Origin of the sequence: Candidatus Amarolinea aalborgensis (assembly GCF_900491745.1) — a bacterium.
In the GTDB taxonomy this organism is placed as follows: domain Bacteria; phylum Chloroflexota; class Anaerolineae; order SSC4; family Amarolineaceae; genus Amarolinea; species Amarolinea aalborgensis.
In genome coordinates, this window is the sequence record NZ_UETR01000012.1 from 30,652 (window position 1) to 47,380 (window position 16,729).

Sequence of the window (16,729 nt, forward strand, 5' to 3'; positions counted from 1 at the left end):
CCATGGCGTACCTGCTCAAGAATCCGACCAAAGTCCTCCTCGCGATGCAGCAGCACCTGGTCATCACGCTGGTTGCGCTGCTGCTGGCCGTGGCCATCGCGCTGCCGCTCGGCATCTTCCTTGCGCGGCGGCCGCGCGTGTACGGTCCGGTGATGAGCGTTCTCAGCGTGCTCTACACCATCCCCAGTGTTTCCCTGCTGGTGCTGTTGATCCCCGTCATGGGCCTGGGCTTCTGGCCGACGATCGTGGCGCTGGTGGTCTACTGCCAGGCTATCCTGGTGCGCAACGTGGTGGTGGGAATTCGCAGCGTGGATGCGGCCGTGCTGGAAGCCGCGCGGGGGATGGGGTTGAGCGTGTGGCAAATCACCTGGCAGGTGGAACTGCCGCTGGCGCTGCCCATCATCCTGGCGGGCGTGCGCATCGCGGCCATCTCCACGATTGCCATTGCCACCGTGGCCGCCTTCTTCGACGCCGGCGGCCTCGGCGCGCTGATTCGTGAAGGCATCAGCCAGGATTACAGCGACAAAATCTGGGCCGGCGTCCTGGCCGTCGCTTTCCTCGCCATCCTCTTCGAACAGAGCCTGCGTCTCGTCACGCGCCGGCTGCGCCACGAAACGGACGGCAGCCAACGCATCGTCTAGTTGGCCGCATACTCCGTCAACAAACGCATCGGCGGAGAATGAAAGCCGATCACGATGTGATCCTTGGGAATGCCCAGGGCCACCAGTTCCTCAGCAATCGGGATCTCGGTCCCGTTATGCTGAATCCATATCTTGTCGCTTATGATGTCGAGATGTAGTACGCAGCCATAGATTCGATGATTATTCAACCATCCAACGTTAACAAGTTGATAGTGGTCATTTATTGTATCGAACACGGTTTGCATTTCAATCCCAAGTGCGGAGGGAGGCTGACTGGCATACTGCCTGAGTAATTCTTGGATACGAGTCCGGTATTCGTCGCTTATGGTTGCCATTTGTATATCACCTCGTTTTGCACATCAAACACAATCAGCCGGATTTGGTACCGTTGGACAATCATCTGTCCAAACTCCAGTCGGAAGAACCCATGATAAGCATCGGAAGGTATAGCCAGATACAAGGTACGATCAGGTTGCTGTGTTTCCAACGCCAACCGGTAACTCAGGAACTGACCTAGCGCCAGATGAAACTCTGACAAAGCGGATGAGCCCAGGAAGCTCTTGATCTCAACCGCGATCTTGTGGCCGTTTTTCTCGGCGGCAAGCAGCCTTTCTGCTCCGAGGTCAATATACATTTGAACCTGGGCGAAACTCACGAACAGGGGATCATCGGTGATTACCCATCCGTCTTTTTCGAGAGCAGTTCTGACGGCTCGATGAATGATATCTTTAGCTGGCATGTTTAGTTCCACCAATATGGAGACACGATGCACCTACTTGATGGGCGGCAAGGCCCGCCAATCATAGCCAATGCCCGGATCGTCATGCGGGATGCGACCTTCGTCGGCAGGGTTATACACATTGGAGGTGACGTAGAACAGGTGGGTGACGCCGCCTAGCACTTTGCAGCCGTGCGCGACGCCAGACGGAATCTTGACGACGCGATGCCCGTAATCCGGCCCAAGCAGAATCTCTTGCGTCTGCTGATAGGTGGGCGAGTCTGGCCGCAGGTCGTGCAGGGCCAGCTTGAGCGCGCCGATGGGCACATACCACCAATCCACCTGCTGCTGATGCAGGTGCCAGGCCTTGGCCGAACCGGGGTACATCAGCGCATAGCTGAGCTGGCCGAAGCCTTCGGTGAAAAACTCATCCGTGCTGCGGATGATTTCGCGGAAGATCTGGCGGTCGTCGCCATCCCCGTGTAACTCCTTCAGCATGACGCCTTGCAGGTGCGGCTGCGGCTCTCCGCGGCCAATCCCTTCCGTCGTGGCGCGGACGCGCACAGCGAGTTGATGTGGTGACATGGAACCTCGCAGAAATGATGAATGACGAATTAGCAATTAGGAATGCTGAACGCTGAATGTCGTAGAGCGTGTTCAGTGTTCAGCATTCCGTGTTCAGCGTTCTATAGTTAGTTAAAGCGCTTCGCTGATGACTTTGGCCTGCGTGAACAGGAGCAGGTAATCCGCGCCGCCGGCTTTGGAATCGGTGCCGCTCATGTTGAAGCCGCCGAACGGCTCGACGCCGACCAGCGCGCCGGTGCATTTGCGGTTGAAGTACAGGTTGCCCACGTGGAAGTCCTCACGTGCCGTCTCCAGGCGGTCGCGGCGGCGGGTGAAAATGGCGCCGGTCAAGCCGTACTCGGTGCCGTTGACCACATCCATCCCATCCTCGAACGATTTGGCCTTGATGCAAGCCAGGACCGGCCCAAAAATTTCTTCCTGCGCCAGGCGGGCATTGCGGTCAATGTCGCCAAAGATGGTCGGCGGAACGAAGTAGCCGTTGGTGGGGTTGTGCTTGAGGGGCTGGCCGCCCAGCAGCAGCCTACCTTCCTGGGTGCCGATTTCGATATACTCCCACATCTTGGCATACGCCTTGGCGTCCACGACCGGCCCCATCCAATGACTGGGATCCACGGTAGGGCCAACAGTGATCTTTTCTGCCTGGCGCACCACCTTATCTACCACCTCATCGTACACTTCTTCCACCAGGATCGCGCGCGAGCAGGCTGAGCACTTCTGGCCCTGGAAGCCAAATGCGGACGCGACGATGGCCTGCGCGGCCGCGTCCAGGTCCGCGGTTTCATCCACCAGGATGGCGTCCTTGCCGCCCATCTCCAGCAGCGTGCGCTTGAGCCATTTTTGGCCTGGCTGCAGCACAGCCGCGCGCTGGAAGATGCGCAGCCCGATCTCCTTTGATCCCGTGAACGCGATGAAGCGCGTCAATGGATGATCCACCAGCGCATCGCCCATCTTGCCGCCCGGTCCGGGCAGGAAGTTGAGCACCCCTGGCGGCAGACGCAGGTCTTCATAGAGCATTTCGCTCAGGAACCAGGCAATCCAGGGGGAGGTGCTGGCCGGTTTGAGCACCGCCGTGTTGCCGGCGACCAGGCTGGCGGTCGTCATGCCGGCCATGATCGCGCCGGGGAAATTCCACGGCGGAATGACCACACCAACGCCCAGCGGGATGTAGCGCAGCTCGGCGTCGCGACCGGCAAACGGTTCCACCGGTTGCGCGCCCCCCAGGCGCAGCATCTGGCGCGCGTAGAAATCACAGAAGTCAATCGTCTCCGCGGTGTCGGCGTCCGCTTCGGGCCAACTCTTGCCGACTTCGTAGACCATGATGGCGCTGAATTCGTGCTTGCGCTTGCGAATGAGCTCGGCCAGTTTGAACAGATAACGTGCGCGTGTCTCGTAGGGCACCTTGCGCCATTCGTTGAAAGCATCGTGCGCCACCTCCACCGCGCGGTTGGCATGTTCTGGCGTGGCGCGGGCAAAACGGGCCACGACCTGACTGGGGTCGGCGGGGTTGAGCGAGTCGAACGTCTCATCGGTGTAGATCTTTTCGCCGCCAATCACCAGCGGATAGGTGCGACCTAGCCATGACTGCACCGTGGTCAGCGCGGCCTCAAAAGCCTTGATTTGGGTCGGATTACTAAAGTCGGTCAAGGGTTCATTACGAAAGGGAGCGAGCATGAATCAACCTCCTTGTTGATGCGTGATACGCAGACTGCCAATGCCTGTTCAGAGACAGTTTGCCATCGGCCGCTAGAATCTTATCAGGTTGGCATAAAAAGTCAAACAAGTGCGCGCGCAGAATCGCTGTTGACAGGCACGTGACCTCGTGGTATGCTACGTGTGTTGTTTTGGTGTCTGGCCCCGCAGTCCCCTGATTTGCGTCCCGTTTCTTTGTTGGTCGGTCGCTTCCTCGTTCGTGTTTGGTTCTGGCGCGTGCCAAGACCGGCCTGCGTCCGCGGTGGTTGGGGCAGCTCACCGCCCGACGCTTCCTTTGCCTCGCCCTGGCTGCCCAAGTTCATTGGGAAAGGAGCAACTCTCGTGAAACGTACTCGTCGCTTGTTTACCCTCATTGTCTTGTGTGCGCTCTTGGCGACCCTGACTACCGCGTGGGGCGTGTCGGCTAGCGCCCCGGCAGACGGCCCGTGGGTCTACAGCACCAACTTGCCGGCCGTCGCTGTGCGGTTCGACACCGAGTTCTACAACGGCAAGATGTATCTGCTTGGCTTCCGCACGGACGGGGCCGGCACGACCGATGGCAGCATCTGGGTCTACGATGCAGCTCTCGACACCTGGAGCGACACGGGCATAGATATGCCAGTGCCCGTCTCCAACTACACCATCGCCAAGCTGACCGACGCCAACGGTACGGGTTTGTATATCTTTGGCGGTCGTGACAGCGGCGGCGCATGCACGACAACCGTTCAGGTGTACTATCCCGACACCAACACGACCGCGGTGCTCGCGACTGACCCGTTTGCCGGCACGGTGAATGGCGCCGCGATCTTCCCCGGCGGCGTGGTGACGGTGGGCAACAAGGGCTATGCTTGGGGCGGCTTCTGCGGCGGCACCACGGCGCCTTACACCGGCATCCAAACGTGGGTCTTCAACCCCACGGCGGCGGCGGGCAGCCGCTGGACCGCTGGGCCGGACCTGCCTGCGCCTGGCGCATACCAGGCCGGGGCTGTCCTGAACGGCAAGGTTTACTCGATCGGCGGAGATACCTTTGACGGCGCTTCTCTCACCGCCTATGCTGATGTGCTGATGCTAGATCCGGCCAACCTGGGCGCGGGGTGGCAGGCCAAGGCCTCAATCCCGTTGCCCTCTTCAGGCGCGCCGGGCTGCGATGAGTCGCGTGCATTCGCCTTCGACACGAGCTCCGGATGGTCGTTGGCCGGCAAAATTGTGCTGGCCGGCTGCGGCCAGTGGGACCAGACGCAGACGACATTGACAGACAGTTTCCTGTATGATGGCGCCAGCGATAGCTGGACGACCTTCGCAAGTCTCAATGCGGCGCGGCGCAACCATGCCGGCGCGTTCATCGTAGACAACGCGACCAGTGGGCGCATGTGGGTTGGCGGCGGCTACACACCAACCGGCGTCAACGTGGGCACGAACACCACCGAGACCTACATGATTACCTACTCTGCGCCCACGGCTGTGGGGCTGGGCGGCTTCAGCGCCCGTGGTTCGGATATGACCCTGGGGTTGGTGGTTGGCGGCTTGCTGCTGATCCTGGCCCTGCTGTGGGTCCAGCGTCGCCGCGTCGCGCCGCGCGCCTGAGACCACCTCTCAGCGCGCATCAGCGCCGTGTATCGTGTAACAGAATTGACGAGGCGCAGCCGTGGGCGAGGGCTGCGCCTCGTTTACTTGGGATGTCTGCCCTTTGGCGACGGTTTGACACAGCGTAAGCCCTGAGGTAGACTTCAACCTGCGGTGGAGACAGCCAGGAGTAACTCCCGTGACCGACACTGATAATCCGCTCAAAAGCCTGATTCTGACATACAAAGAGACCTTCGCCGAGTGGCTGCTGGGCAAGCGGCTACGCTCTGTGCGCACCTTGACTATCGAGCTGCCAGCCTCACGCCAGCGGAGTGATCTGCTCTTCGAGGCTGTGAGCGAAGATGGCAATATGGGGCTGCTGCATATCGAGCTTCAGGGAAAGCGCAGTGCAGCCCCTATGCCCTGGCGTATGTTGGACTACATGAGCCGCACAGCCCGCCATGAGTGGGGGCGGCGGGCACCGCAGGGCAGCCTGAGCCTGCAGAGCGTTGTTCTCTACGTGGGTGTAGGTGCAGGCGCAGGTGATACTGGCGAATATGCCCTCACCAATTTTATGGATCAGCCTAGCCTGGCCTGGCGTTACGATGTCATTCGCCTATGGGAACTTGAGGCTGATGCGGTGCTGCAGATGGACAAGCCGGCCCTGCTGGCGCTCGTGGGGCAGATGCGCTTGACGGAACCAGAGCGGATTGTCCCTATGGTGCTTGGCAGAATTCAAGCTGTCCCCGATGGCGAGCAGCGCAGTGAGCTGCTGACGGCATTGATCAACCTGATTGGGGACGAAGGGGTGCTGAAAATGATTGAGCGCATGATTGACATGGAACTATTGGACACGCCCTACCTGCGTCGGATTCGTCAGGAAAGTTGGGAGAAGGGCGTTGGCGAAGGGCGTCAAGAAGGACGCCGCGAGGGCGTCGAAGAAGGACGCCGCGAGGGCGTCGAAGAAGGACGCCGCGAGGGCGTCGAAGAAGGATTGCGCGCTGCCGTGTTGGCTGCGGTGACCGCTCGTTTCAACCCTCCGGTTCAAACCTATCAACGCCTGGAACACCGATTGCGTCAGGTGCGCGATGTGAGCGTCCTGCCGCGCCTCTTAGAAACCATCATTCGCGCCAATACCCTGGATGAATTCCAGTCTCAGCTAGAAACCACGATCGCGGGCCACAGCGCCGAGCCAACCGGCGGAGACTAGGCGGTTCGAACCATGTTTTCACTGACAACGCTTGCCCTGCCCGACCATGCTCTGTTGATGGCCGTCCGCCCACCGCCGCACGACTTGAGCAGCCTGCACGGCCTCGATGGGGCTGGTTGGGCCGCTCTTTCTGCGCGAGCCACGTCGGCCAACCTGGCGCCCTTGCTTTTCTACACACTGCGCCATGAAGGGATGCTTGATTTGGTCCCGGCCGAGGTGCGCCAGCATCTGAGCGAGGAATACTACGCGTCGGTGCGTCGGCAATTGCTGTTTAACGCAGAACTAGAACCGGTGCTGGCTGCGTTGCACGCCCATGGCGTGGTTCCGCTGCTGCTCAAGGGCGTTGTCCTGGCCGAGACAACCTACCCCGACGTTGGGCTGCGCCCGATGACCGATATTGACATCCTGGTGCACGCAGCGGACCTGCCGCGGGTCTGTGAGGCGCTCCAGCCGCTTGGCTATCACACCACGACGGCCGCCGCGCAGCTCGACGATGAATTCTTCAACGGAGAGCTGTCGTTCGCCAAAGGCACGCACACGGAAACGCTCGCCCTCGAGTTTCATCAAAGCCTGGTTCATCACTGGAACTTCACCGCGCCGCTCAAGGTGGACAGCGATGCGCTGTGGCTGCGCGCGCAGCCGCTGACCGTGGCGAATCAACCGGTCGTCCAGCTTTGCATCGAAGACATGCTGCTCCACCTCTGTCTGCACCGCGCCATGCACCACGGCTTCACCGGACTGCCAGGCTACGTTGACATTGCCTGGATGGCAGCCGCCCATGGCCAGCATATCCAGTGGGAGCAATTGACGGCGCGCGCGCATGCCTATCAGGCGCAAGCCATCGTTTTCCTGGCCCTGCAGTTGGCGCGAGATTTGCTGGGCGCGGCTGTTCCCGATTCGACATTGCAGGCCTTAGCGCCGCCGCCGTGGCGTCAACACCTGCTGCAGCGCCTGGTTGACCTGGAACTGATCTTGAGCGTGGACGTGGCTCCGTCCCAGGAAGATGCCGGCCGCGTGCTGAACGTCGCCGTGATTGACTCCTGGCCCGGCATCTTCAATTGGGTGCGCCAGCGCCTCTTTCCTGGCGTGCGTTGGCAAAAAACCAACTATGCCCTGGACAGCACCATCCACGCCTATGCGTATGCGCTCGTCGTTCATCCCCTGCGCATCGTAGGCGGCTTCATGACCCGCGCGGCTCGCCTGGCCCTGCGCAACAGAAGCGACGTTCTCCGCAAGTACCTCCCTCTCAGTCAATTCCGCTCCTAACGCTTCCCACCGGTCATCTTCACTCTGTCATCTTCCCTGGTTTCCCCGCCAGAACTTGACGTATGCACCGCCTACGGGTATGATAACGGCTGCAATCATCCCTTGCGGAAACCTATCGCCGTGCGCGGCGGAACATACGAGAGTGGACATGAGCGAATCATCGAACGTGGTTGACAATCAGCCGCATGCGGCCGCCAAAATTCGTGTCGGCATCCTGGGCGCCACCGGCGCCGTCGGTCAACGGTTTGTTCAGGTGCTCGCCGACCATCCGTGGTTCGAGTTGAGCGTGTTGGCCGCCTCGCACCGTTCGGCCGGCAAACGCTATGCAGACGCCTGTCATTGGTACCTGGACGAACCAATGCCCAAAACCGTGCGCGACATGGAACTGCAGCATGGTCGGCCAGGAATGAACTGCGAAATCCTCTTTTCGGCTCTGCCCAACGCCATCGCCCAAGACTTGGAGCCGGCGTTGGCGGCCGCCGGCTATGCTGTCTTCTCCAACGCGGGCGCTCATCGCGCCATGGCAGACGTGCCCCTGCTGATTCCTGAAGTCAACCCGGAGCACAGCGCGCTGGTCGAAACCCAGCGCAAACAACGCGGCTGGCCCGGCTTCATCGTCACCAACCCCAACTGCACGGCCACGCATCTGACCTGCGCCTTGAAGCCGCTGTACGATGCCTTCGGTTTACACCGCGTCTTTGTGGTTTCGATGCAAGCTACCTCCGGCGCCGGCTACCCTGGCGTCTCTGCGCTCGACATCACCGACAACGTGATTCCCTATATCGGCAACGAAGAGGACAAAGTGCAAACGGAGCCACTGAAGATGCTCGGCGCCTATGCGGTAGACAGTATCGTGCCGGCCAATTTCAGGATCAGCGCCCACTGCAATCGCGTGCCCACACGTGATGGTCACCTGGAGTGTGTCTCGGTTGAACTCGACCGCCCGGCGACGGAGGCAGACATCATCACGGCCTGGGAGAGTTTCCGCGGGTTGCCGCAGCAGCTCCATCTGCCAACCGCGCCCTCGCAGTTCATTGTGGTTCGCCCGGAGGCAGACCGCCCTCAGCCACGGCGCGATCGTCTGGCCGGCAACGGTATGACCACCAGCGTGGGGCGTCTGCGGCCGTGTGAACTGTTGAGCTATAAATTTGTACTGCTTGGCCACAACACGCTGCGCGGCGCGGCGGGCGGCTCGGTGCTCAATGCCGAACTCATGGTGGCGCAAGGGTATTTTGGCGAACGTGCTATCGCTGCCCCCGTGCAGGCAGCATTGCAGGCCACGCAGTTGCCGTTGTGGCAACACGCCTAGCATCGCTGTGGAGTTGTTCAATGGAATCATTTGGAACGGCAACCTTAGCTGATTTTGCCGGCGACCTGGTCGTATTCCGCAACTTGAATATCCAGGACAAACGGATCCCCGGCCTGCGCGAGGCGTGGATGGACATGGACCTCCCCTCGCGGCGCATTCCCCGCAAACACGAGGAAGACTACGCGCGCGCGGCGTCTTGGCTCATCAGGCGCGCGCGTAAGCTTGACAAACCCCACGGCGAGATTCAAGAACTTCTGTTTCTTGGAGACACCGCCCTGGCCGACGGCGATGCTTTTCGCAACATTCGGCGCCAGGGGCGCTGGGGCGGCTGGGCCTTCATCGGCAGCGGCGCCCATGAAAACAAACCTGGCCCTTCCGCCTGGGAGCAGAGCGCGGATAACGTCATTGTGGCTGGCCGCTGGAACGACCTGGCCCGCTGGACGCACACGATCCTGGAACAAGGCGCTTTGTGCGACGAACGGACGGCGCTGGTCATTGACATGGATAAGACCGTGATTGGCGCGCGTGGCCGCAACAGCCAGGTGATTGACGAGGCGCGCCTGGCCGGTCTGCGCGCGACGATGATCGAGATGCTGGGAGAAAAATTCAACCAGATCATCTTCGAAGAGGCGTATCGCGAGTTGAACCAGCCGCGCTACCATCGGTTCACCGCGGACAACCAGGACTACCTGGCGTATGTCTGCCTCATCATCAGCGCGGGCGTCATCTCGCTGCGCGGTCTGCTCGACTGTATCGCCGAAGCGCCAGATTACGGTTTTCTCCAGTTCGTGCGCTGGTCCGACACGCGCCTGGCGACAGGCAGCCAGCCTGAGTTAGCCGACATGCATTTCAGCTTCTTGAAACGCCTGGAGGTTGACGACCCAACGCCGTTCAAGTCATTCCGCCGGCTCGAGTATCTTGCAACCACGGGTCGTATGGGCCAGCTGCCAGACACCGCCTTGCCCAGTGAGATGCTGGCGCGTGAAATCTGCCTGACGCGCGAGGTGTTGGACGTGTGCACCTGGCTCAAACAGCGCGGCGCAGTCGTCTTGGTGCTATCGGACAAGCCGGATGAGGCTTCGCTGCCGACGCCGGAACAGGCCCGCGATGGCTACCGCCCCCTGCACCGGGTCAAAACCCATGTCGTGGGCGAGACGCTTGTCGGCCAATTGCCCTGATTGTCCAACCAACCGTAACATGACAAGAGACGAGTGACGACCATAGAGGCTTGATCCTGGCGTCTTTCGTCTCTTATTTTTTGTGCTTGTACTGGAGAATTTGCACCCATGCCTGCCATACGCCCGTTCAGGGCCTGGCGTTTTACCGACGCCGCAGCCTTAGCTGACCTATTGGTTCCTCCCTATGACATTATCAGTCCGGCTGAACAAACCGCTTATTATGCGCGTCATCCAGATAACCTGATCAGAGTCGAGCTGGGACAGGAACGGCCGGACGACGACGAACGCACGAACCGCTACACACGCGCGGCCGCAGCCCTGGACGACTGGCGCACGCGGGGCATTGTGCAGCGTGATCCCGTACCAACCATCTACGTCTATCAGCAGATTTTTAGCCTGCCCGGTCAAAGCGAGCGCATCGTCCGCACCGGTTTCTTTGGCCGGCTGCGCCTCGGCCCGTGGGGGCAGGGCATTTTGCCGCACGAGAAGACATTTCCCGGCGCGAAGGCCGATCGCCTGGCTCTGCTGCAAGCCACGGCCGTGCAGACCGGCGCCATCTTCACCTTATTTCGCGACCCGGCCGGCGAGGTGATGACCGCGCTGCGCGCCACAACCGCTGCGTTGCCTGCAGCCGCATTGATGGGGGATGACGGCATGGAGCATCGCCTCTGGCGGTTGGAGGACCCGGCGCTGATCGCGCGCCTGGCGGACACACTGCATGAACGCACCCTGTACGTGGCCGATGGGCATCATCGCTACGAAACGGCCTTGAATTATCAGCGCCAGCGGGGCGATGGCGGCGGCGAACAGCCGTGGGATTTTGTGCTCACCTATGCCGCGCCGCTGGAAGACCCCGGCGTGCGCATCATGGCCGCGCATCGCTGCTTGCACGATGCGCCTGGACTGTGGTCAGACGATGTGCTGCGCGTCGTGCGAGAGGGCTTCGATCTGCAGCGCTTCGCGGCGGTCGGCCCGCTGCACGACGCGTTGGGGCAAGCCGCGCCAGGCGCGGGCTGGTTTGGACTGCTGCTGCCGGGCATGAGCGGGGGCTGGCTCCTGCGGCCGCGGCCCCAGCTGACGCTGCCGGCTGATCTGCCAGCCGAGCTGACCGAGCTGGATGTGACCCGTCTGCAGGAATGGGTGCTGCGTCCTCTGCTGCGCGGCATCACCGATGACCTGGCCGACAAACGCTTCCTCGCGTACGAGCCAAACCTCGAGCGCGTGGTGAGCGCCGTCAACCAGGGGCAATACCAGGCTGCGTTCCTGCTCAACCCCACCGGGCTGCACCAACTGTGCGCCGTGGCGGACGCCGGGCAAGTCATGCCGCAGAAGGCCACCTACTTCTATCCGAAGCTCATTTCGGGCATCGTGATGTATGATGCAGGCGCCTGGTAGGTCAAGCGGTAGAGTACGTTTCCCGGGTCATGGCCGCACGTCACCCCGGAGGTGTGACCTACAAGAAAGAGGGATTGGACCGCATGGACGTCCTGTTCAAGCTGAGCTACAACCTGCGCCGGTTCCAGGCGGCCGGCTGGTCGCTGGAGCGCTGGTTAGCCGGGATTTTGCTGCTGCTGGGGCTGCTGGGCCTGCTGCGCTGGCTGCCTGGCGATGGACTGAGCGCCGGTGTGGCGGCCAGCGCCGCGGTCGCGCTGCTTGGCCTGGGCCGTTGGGCGCAGCGCCGTGATTATGTGCACTTCACCGCCGATCATGCGCCGCCCCCCAGCGCCCGCGCCATGCTGCCCATGAGCGAGCTGATCCCAGTCTCGGCCAGCGGTCGCTTCGATGTGGAAGGCGAATCGCAGCGTTTCACGGAACTGCCGGCCCACTACCAGTCGTTCGAGATTCGTGAGCACGTCATCATCGGGCGGGTGCGCCCAGCGCGCTTCTTATTCATCGGCCGTTGGCCTGAACAAGACATCGGCATGTGGTATATCTTCATCCGGCCGCGAGACCTGCTCTCGGTGACGAGCGGCCTCTTGAGTCACGGCCGCCGCTCGCGCCTGGCGCTGCGCCTGGTCATTGCTCGCCCCGAAGAAGAGGAAAAACGGAATAGCTTACTGTCAGCCAGGCACAAACGTGATAGTATCGAGGTTGTTTTTCTATCGTTCGATCACAGTGAGGACCGCCAACGGGTATGGGTAGACCTTCTTGTGGATGCACCCCAAGCCGGTCAGCTAGTGCAAAAACCAAAGTAAGACGCAGCGTATCAACGTATCAATCAAAGATTTAATGGCAGGTTTTTCGTATGAGTTATCCAAATCAACAGAATCAATCTCACCAATGGAGACAATCGCCTCCCCCGTCGTCATCTGACCAGGCTTCCACGCGCGCCAACGTGGGGCTGAAACGTGATGATGTCACCGAACCGCAGGATGTAGCCGTTTTTTTTGATTTCGAGAATATCGTCTATTCCACGCGTAACTGCCTGAACCTCAACCCCGATTTTGGCATCTTGATGGATTGCTGTCGCAGTTTTGGCCGCGTGGTCATCGCCCGCGCCTACGCCGATTGGCGGCGCCACGCCCCCACCGTCTCCTCCATCCTCCATTCGCAAGACATTGATCCGGTGTTCGTCCCCAGCTATCAGTACGGCCGCCCCGGCACCAACAACGGCTCGATCAAGAACAGCGTGGACATGCACTTGTGTGTGGATGCCATGCGCGTGCTCTATCGCTATCCGCATCTCAATGCGTTCGTGCTGATCAGCGGCGATCGAGATTTCATCCCGCTGGTGCGCGCCCTGCGCATGGAGGGCAAAGTCGTCATCGGCGTTGGCGTGGCCGACACCACCTCCACCTACCTGGGCCGGGCCGTAGATCATTTTGTCTTCTATCAGGACCTCCTCACCCGCGCGGGCCAACCGGCGCGCGCCGCGCCGCGGCCAGAGAGCGAAGCGCCGCCTGTGGTCATCGCAGAAGCCCCGTCGCTGCCCATCAGCACGAATGGCAGCGGACGCGTCGCCCCACCCGTTGAGCCCGTGGCGGCGACCACGCCGGAGGACGATGGATTGTGGAGCAGCCTGCTCTATGACGCTGAGGATGGCGTTTGAGGTTTGATGGAGGGCGTCGTGGCAGCCAAAACGAAGATTATCGTCAGCGACCTGCACCTTGGAGCCGGGCTGGAAGGCGCCGGCGGCAATCCCCTCGAGGACTTCATCAGCGACATTGATTTTGTCGAGTGGCTGCATGGATTGACGGCCGAAAGCAACGCCGGCGGTACGGACATGGAATTCATCATCAATGGCGACTTCCTGGAGATGCTGCAGGCGCCGGCGACGCCGCGTTTCAACCCGGCTGAGCCCTATCCTCCTGCGCTCTACGCGGCCAATGACGAAGCTTCAGCTCTTCTGAAACTCACGCACATCACCCAGGGCCACCCCGGTGTCTTTGCGGCCCTGGCCGATTTCATCGCCCCCCACCCGCGACGCAACGTCGTCATTCTGCGCGGCAACCATGATCCAGAACTGTACTGGCCGGGCATGCAAAACGCCATTCGCAACCTCCTGGGCGCCGTCGGCGAGATGCACGACCTGCTGCACTTCCCGCCGCGGAGTTACCTGGCCGATGGGGTCTACGTCGAGCATGGCAATCAGTACACCGAATCGGTCAACCGCTTCAGCAACATGGCGCAGCCGCTGGACCCTCAAGATCCCACGCGGCTAGAACTCGTGTGGGGATCACGGTTTGTCGTCGAATACTTCAACCTGATCGAGCGCGAACGCAGCTGGGTGGATGGCGTGGCGCCGATGACGGGCCTCATTTGGTACGGGTTGCATTATGATTTTGCCTTTGCCGCGCAGGCGCTCAAGCTCCTGTTGCAGGCCGCCCCTCGGCTCGGATTGCCGCGGGACGTGACACCCAAGCAAGCCGCGGCAGCCTCTGCCCTGGAGGCCGACCTGGCGACCCCGGCGGCGGTTGCTGCTTCGCAGGCGCGCTACGAGTCTGACCCCGCCTTCCGCCGCGAGTTCGAGACCCGCGTCATGGAAGCCTTGCGCAATGTCCAGGCCGACGATACGTTTCTTCCGTCCGCGCGCGCGCTGACGCCCGCAGATGCCCTGGCGCGCGCCAACCAATCGGTTGATGAACAGAAGAGCCGGCTGCAGGTCGAAGCGCAGCGGATCGCCCGCGAGACGCATGCGCACCTGGTGACATTCGGGCACACGCACATGCCGGAGGTGATTTCCCTGGAGGGCGGCGCCACGTATATCAACAGCGGAACCTGGATCTGGACTGGCGACTTTTCGCACGCGACCGCGGCGCAATGGGAAGACCTGTTTCGTCACCCGTCCAACTACGCCGCCATGCGCCGCTTGAACTACGTGCGCGTGGACTACGACGCGACCGGTAAGCCGACCGCACGCTTACTCGAGGTGGGCCAGCCCGCGCCGCCGCCGGTGGGCGCCACGGGCGGCGGCAATGTGCATCCGGCGCCCGCGCCTGCGCCTCGCAAAGGGTGCCTGCCAGCCTTGCTCATGCTGCCCTGGCGCCGCTAATCTGTTACCTGGCCTATGCAACCCAACGCCGCTGCGCTTGACCTACCTGCCTTGACCGCCCGTTGGCGCGCGTTTACGGAAACGCGCGCGCTGCCGGCGGATATGGATCCGTTGGTGGTCAATTCCTGGCGTCGCTGCGGCCCGCTGCTCAACCCGCACGCCGAACCGCATCTGGCGCGGCTGAACGAGGAAGGCTTACGGCGCCTGCTCATCAACCAGTTCGATCTGCTGGCGATTGCGCGACCGGTGATGGAGGACATCTACCAGGCCGTCGAGGGCAGCAGCAGCCTGATGGTCTTGCTGGACAACACCGGCTGTGTCCTGCTTACCCTGGGCGACGCCAACATGGAACAGGAGGCCGCGCGCATCGGACTGACGCCCGGCGCGTACTGGGATGAGGGGCGCGTGGGCACCAGCGCCTTTGCCCTGGCCCTGGCCGAGCGCATGCCGGCGCAGGTGGTGGGCGCGGAGCACTTCCTGGCCTGCTACCATCATCTGGTGGACGCGGCTGCGCCCATTTTTCATCCGAGCGGGCGCATGATCGGCGTCTTGGGCATTGTCTGCCTGACCAACCTGCACCATCCCCATACCGCCGGCATTGTCGTGGCCGGCGCGCGCGCCCTGGAAAATCAATTGGCCGCCGATGTGATGAACCACGACGCGAACACACACCTGACGCTGCTCAACGCGACGGTGGAATCCATTGCCGACGGCGTATTGGCATGGGATCGTGAGGGCATCATCACGCAAATGAACCGGCGGGCGGCCGAGCTGCTGGGATTGAATCCGCGGGCCGTGGTGGGCAACCGCTTGCAGCGTTATGTGCAGACGCAGGCCGATTTGCTCGATGCCATTCTGCACGGCAAACCGGCAAGCAACATGGAAGCCCATCTGCTGGTCAATGGACGCCCGGTGCACTGCATGATCAACCTGAAGCCGATTCGCATCGGCGATGCGCTCCCGATTGGCTTCCTGGCCACGTTGCAGCCCATCGAGCAGATTCATCAGATCTTTTATCGCCTGGCGGGCGCGCAGGCTGCCATGACGCTGGACGACCTCAAAGGCAAGTCGGCTGACATTCAGCGCGTACGCCAGCAAGCGCGCGCCGCCGCGCGGGGTCGCGGCAATGTGCTGCTGCAAGGCGAATCTGGGGTGGGCAAGCATGTCGTCGCGCGCGCGATTCACAATGCCAGCCCGCGGGCCGACGGACCATTCATGGCTGTCAACTGCCGGGCTTTCCCGCGCGATCTGTTTCTGAGCGAGTTCTTGGGGTATGAAAGCGGAGCGTTTAGCGGCGCGCGCGCCGAGGGGCGTCCCAGCAAGTTCGAACTGGCGTTCGGCGGAACCTTGTTCCTGGACGAAGTCGAGGCCATTCCACTGGAGTTTCACTCCGTGCTCGGCCGCGTGATCGAAACCGGCGAGGTCATGCGCCTGGGCGGCTCGCGTATCATCCCCGTGAATGTGCGGGTCATTGCTTCCACCGACACGGACCTTGATCGCCTGGTGGTCGAAGGTGCGTTTCAGGCCAATCTGCTCTACCGGCTCAGCTCGATTGTGATCGAGATGCCATCTCTGCGCCAACGCCGCGAAGACATCCCCGAATTGATTGACAGCATCCTGGCCCGCATGGGTCGCAGCGCCGCCGAACTGCCGGCCCTGACGCCTGAAGCCATCCAACTCCTGAAAAAGTATCCCTGGCCGGGCAATATCCGGGAGTTGGAGAGCGCGCTGGAACGGGCTTGCAGCCTGGCGCCGGTCGGTCAGCCGATTGATGTGCCTCATCTGCCGGAGAGCATCCGCCGCGGCTCGGTCATGGTGCCCACGCGTGAAAGAGTCGAGCCGGTGCTCAACATGGATGAATGGAACCGCGAGGCCATCATGCGCGCCGGCTGGGCGACGCACGGCAGCCTGACCGAAATGGCGCGCATGCTGGGCATCAGCCGTACGACGCTGTGGCGCAAGATGCGGGCCTTCAATCTCGACGCAAGTCATTTTCAGTTTGAATCCATGAGCGATGTTTCAAAATAGAACACTTTGGGCAAAATACGTTTCAGTTTGAAACAAAAGTGCGACAGTTG

15 protein-coding genes are annotated in these 16,729 nt (G+C 61.7%); 11 read left to right on the forward strand and 4 right to left on the reverse strand.

The genetic code is table 11. The features are described from left to right. Positions 1-2: 2 nt before the first annotated feature. Entirely contained in the window at positions 3-641 is a 639-nt protein-coding gene (locus tag ACPQ6D_RS15185; protein ID WP_423225188.1) for an ABC transporter permease, read from the forward strand. Here ACPQ6D_RS15185 and ACPQ6D_RS15190 read toward each other — a convergent pair. The 4 genes from ACPQ6D_RS15190 to pruA form a co-directional block, all read right to left on the reverse strand. Beyond that, on the reverse strand, positions 638-976 hold the full coding sequence (locus tag ACPQ6D_RS15190) for a XisI protein (RefSeq protein ID WP_423225189.1): 339 nt from the start codon (positions 974-976) through the stop codon (positions 638-640). The two genes, ACPQ6D_RS15185 and ACPQ6D_RS15190, sit on opposite strands and share 4 nt — an antisense overlap. Beyond that, positions 964-1,380: a XisH family protein gene (locus ACPQ6D_RS15195; RefSeq protein ID WP_423225190.1), complete on the reverse strand. Its 417-nt coding sequence runs from the start codon at positions 1,378-1,380 to the stop codon at positions 964-966. Before ACPQ6D_RS15195 ends, ACPQ6D_RS15190 begins: the two co-directional genes overlap by 13 nt. A gap of 33 nt (positions 1,381-1,413) precedes the next feature. After that, entirely contained in the window at positions 1,414-1,944 is a 531-nt protein-coding gene (locus tag ACPQ6D_RS15200; RefSeq protein WP_423225191.1) for a dTDP-4-dehydrorhamnose 3,5-epimerase family protein, read from the reverse strand. Positions 1,945-2,055: 111 nt separating this feature from the next. Beyond that, on the reverse strand, positions 2,056-3,615 hold the full coding sequence (pruA, locus tag ACPQ6D_RS15205) for an L-glutamate gamma-semialdehyde dehydrogenase (RefSeq protein ID WP_423225192.1): 1,560 nt from the start codon (positions 3,613-3,615) through the stop codon (positions 2,056-2,058). A gap of 360 nt (positions 3,616-3,975) precedes the next feature. Here pruA and ACPQ6D_RS15210 point away from each other — a divergent pair, with 360 nt between their 5' ends. The 10 genes from ACPQ6D_RS15210 to ACPQ6D_RS15255 all read left to right on the forward strand — a co-directional run bounded on the left by ACPQ6D_RS15210 (position 3,976) and on the right by ACPQ6D_RS15255 (position 16,679). Continuing rightward, the gene (locus ACPQ6D_RS15210; RefSeq protein ID WP_423225193.1) at positions 3,976-5,217 is read left to right on the forward strand and encodes a Kelch repeat-containing protein; all 1,242 of its coding nucleotides are present in this window, start codon (positions 3,976-3,978) and stop codon (positions 5,215-5,217) included. Positions 5,218-5,395: 178 nt separating this feature from the next. Then, complete coding sequence (locus tag ACPQ6D_RS15215) at positions 5,396-6,406, forward strand: RpnC/YadD family protein (protein ID WP_423225194.1); 1,011 nt, start codon at positions 5,396-5,398, stop codon at positions 6,404-6,406. Between the two features lie 12 nt (positions 6,407-6,418). Next, complete coding sequence (locus tag ACPQ6D_RS15220; RefSeq protein WP_423225195.1) at positions 6,419-7,672, forward strand: nucleotidyltransferase domain-containing protein; 1,254 nt, start codon at positions 6,419-6,421, stop codon at positions 7,670-7,672. 148 nt (positions 7,673-7,820) lie between these two features. Further along, a complete protein-coding gene (asd, locus tag ACPQ6D_RS15225; protein WP_423225196.1) occupies positions 7,821-8,981 on the forward strand; it encodes an aspartate-semialdehyde dehydrogenase in 1,161 nt (386 codons plus the stop codon). Between the two features lie 20 nt (positions 8,982-9,001). Beyond that, the gene (locus ACPQ6D_RS15230) at positions 9,002-10,159 is read left to right on the forward strand and encodes a hypothetical protein (protein WP_423225197.1); all 1,158 of its coding nucleotides are present in this window, start codon (positions 9,002-9,004) and stop codon (positions 10,157-10,159) included. 108 nt (positions 10,160-10,267) lie between these two features. Further along, entirely contained in the window at positions 10,268-11,554 is a 1,287-nt protein-coding gene (locus ACPQ6D_RS15235) for a DUF1015 domain-containing protein (RefSeq protein WP_423225198.1), read from the forward strand. 53 nt (positions 11,555-11,607) lie between these two features. Beyond that, a complete protein-coding gene (locus ACPQ6D_RS15240) occupies positions 11,608-12,354 on the forward strand; it encodes a hypothetical protein (protein ID WP_423225199.1) in 747 nt (248 codons plus the stop codon). A 50-nt stretch (positions 12,355-12,404) separates the two neighbouring features. Next, positions 12,405-13,208, forward strand: coding sequence for an NYN domain-containing protein (locus tag ACPQ6D_RS15245; RefSeq protein WP_423225200.1), 804 nt, complete (start codon positions 12,405-12,407; stop codon positions 13,206-13,208). An 18-nt stretch (positions 13,209-13,226) separates the two neighbouring features. Beyond that, a complete protein-coding gene (locus tag ACPQ6D_RS15250) occupies positions 13,227-14,651 on the forward strand; it encodes a hypothetical protein (RefSeq protein WP_423225201.1) in 1,425 nt (474 codons plus the stop codon). Positions 14,652-14,666: 15 nt separating this feature from the next. Then, positions 14,667-16,679 (forward strand): sigma-54-dependent Fis family transcriptional regulator, encoded by a 2,013-nt coding sequence (locus ACPQ6D_RS15255; RefSeq protein ID WP_423225202.1) that lies wholly within the window; start codon positions 14,667-14,669, stop codon positions 16,677-16,679. Positions 16,680-16,729 lie beyond the last annotated feature (50 nt).

Excerpts from the sequence above, each read along its gene's own strand:
- ACPQ6D_RS15185 (WP_423225188.1), top strand. The coding sequence starts at position 3 with ATGGCGTACCTGCTCAAGAATCCGACCAAAGTCCTCCTCGCGATGCAG.
- ACPQ6D_RS15190 (WP_423225189.1), bottom strand. The coding sequence starts at position 976 with ATGGCAACCATAAGCGACGAATACCGGACTCGTATCCAAGAATTACTC.
- ACPQ6D_RS15195 (WP_423225190.1), bottom strand. The coding sequence starts at position 1,380 with ATGCCAGCTAAAGATATCATTCATCGAGCCGTCAGAACTGCTCTCGAA.
- ACPQ6D_RS15200 (WP_423225191.1), bottom strand. The coding sequence starts at position 1,944 with ATGTCACCACATCAACTCGCTGTGCGCGTCCGCGCCACGACGGAAGGG.
- pruA (WP_423225192.1), bottom strand. The coding sequence starts at position 3,615 with ATGCTCGCTCCCTTTCGTAATGAACCCTTGACCGACTTTAGTAATCCG.
- ACPQ6D_RS15220 (WP_423225195.1), top strand. The coding sequence starts at position 6,419 with ATGTTTTCACTGACAACGCTTGCCCTGCCCGACCATGCTCTGTTGATG.
- asd (WP_423225196.1), top strand. The coding sequence starts at position 7,821 with ATGAGCGAATCATCGAACGTGGTTGACAATCAGCCGCATGCGGCCGCC.
- ACPQ6D_RS15230 (WP_423225197.1), top strand. The coding sequence starts at position 9,002 with ATGGAATCATTTGGAACGGCAACCTTAGCTGATTTTGCCGGCGACCTG.
- ACPQ6D_RS15235 (WP_423225198.1), top strand. The coding sequence starts at position 10,268 with ATGCCTGCCATACGCCCGTTCAGGGCCTGGCGTTTTACCGACGCCGCA.
- ACPQ6D_RS15245 (WP_423225200.1), top strand. The coding sequence starts at position 12,405 with ATGAGTTATCCAAATCAACAGAATCAATCTCACCAATGGAGACAATCG.
- ACPQ6D_RS15255 (WP_423225202.1), top strand. The coding sequence starts at position 14,667 with ATGCAACCCAACGCCGCTGCGCTTGACCTACCTGCCTTGACCGCCCGT.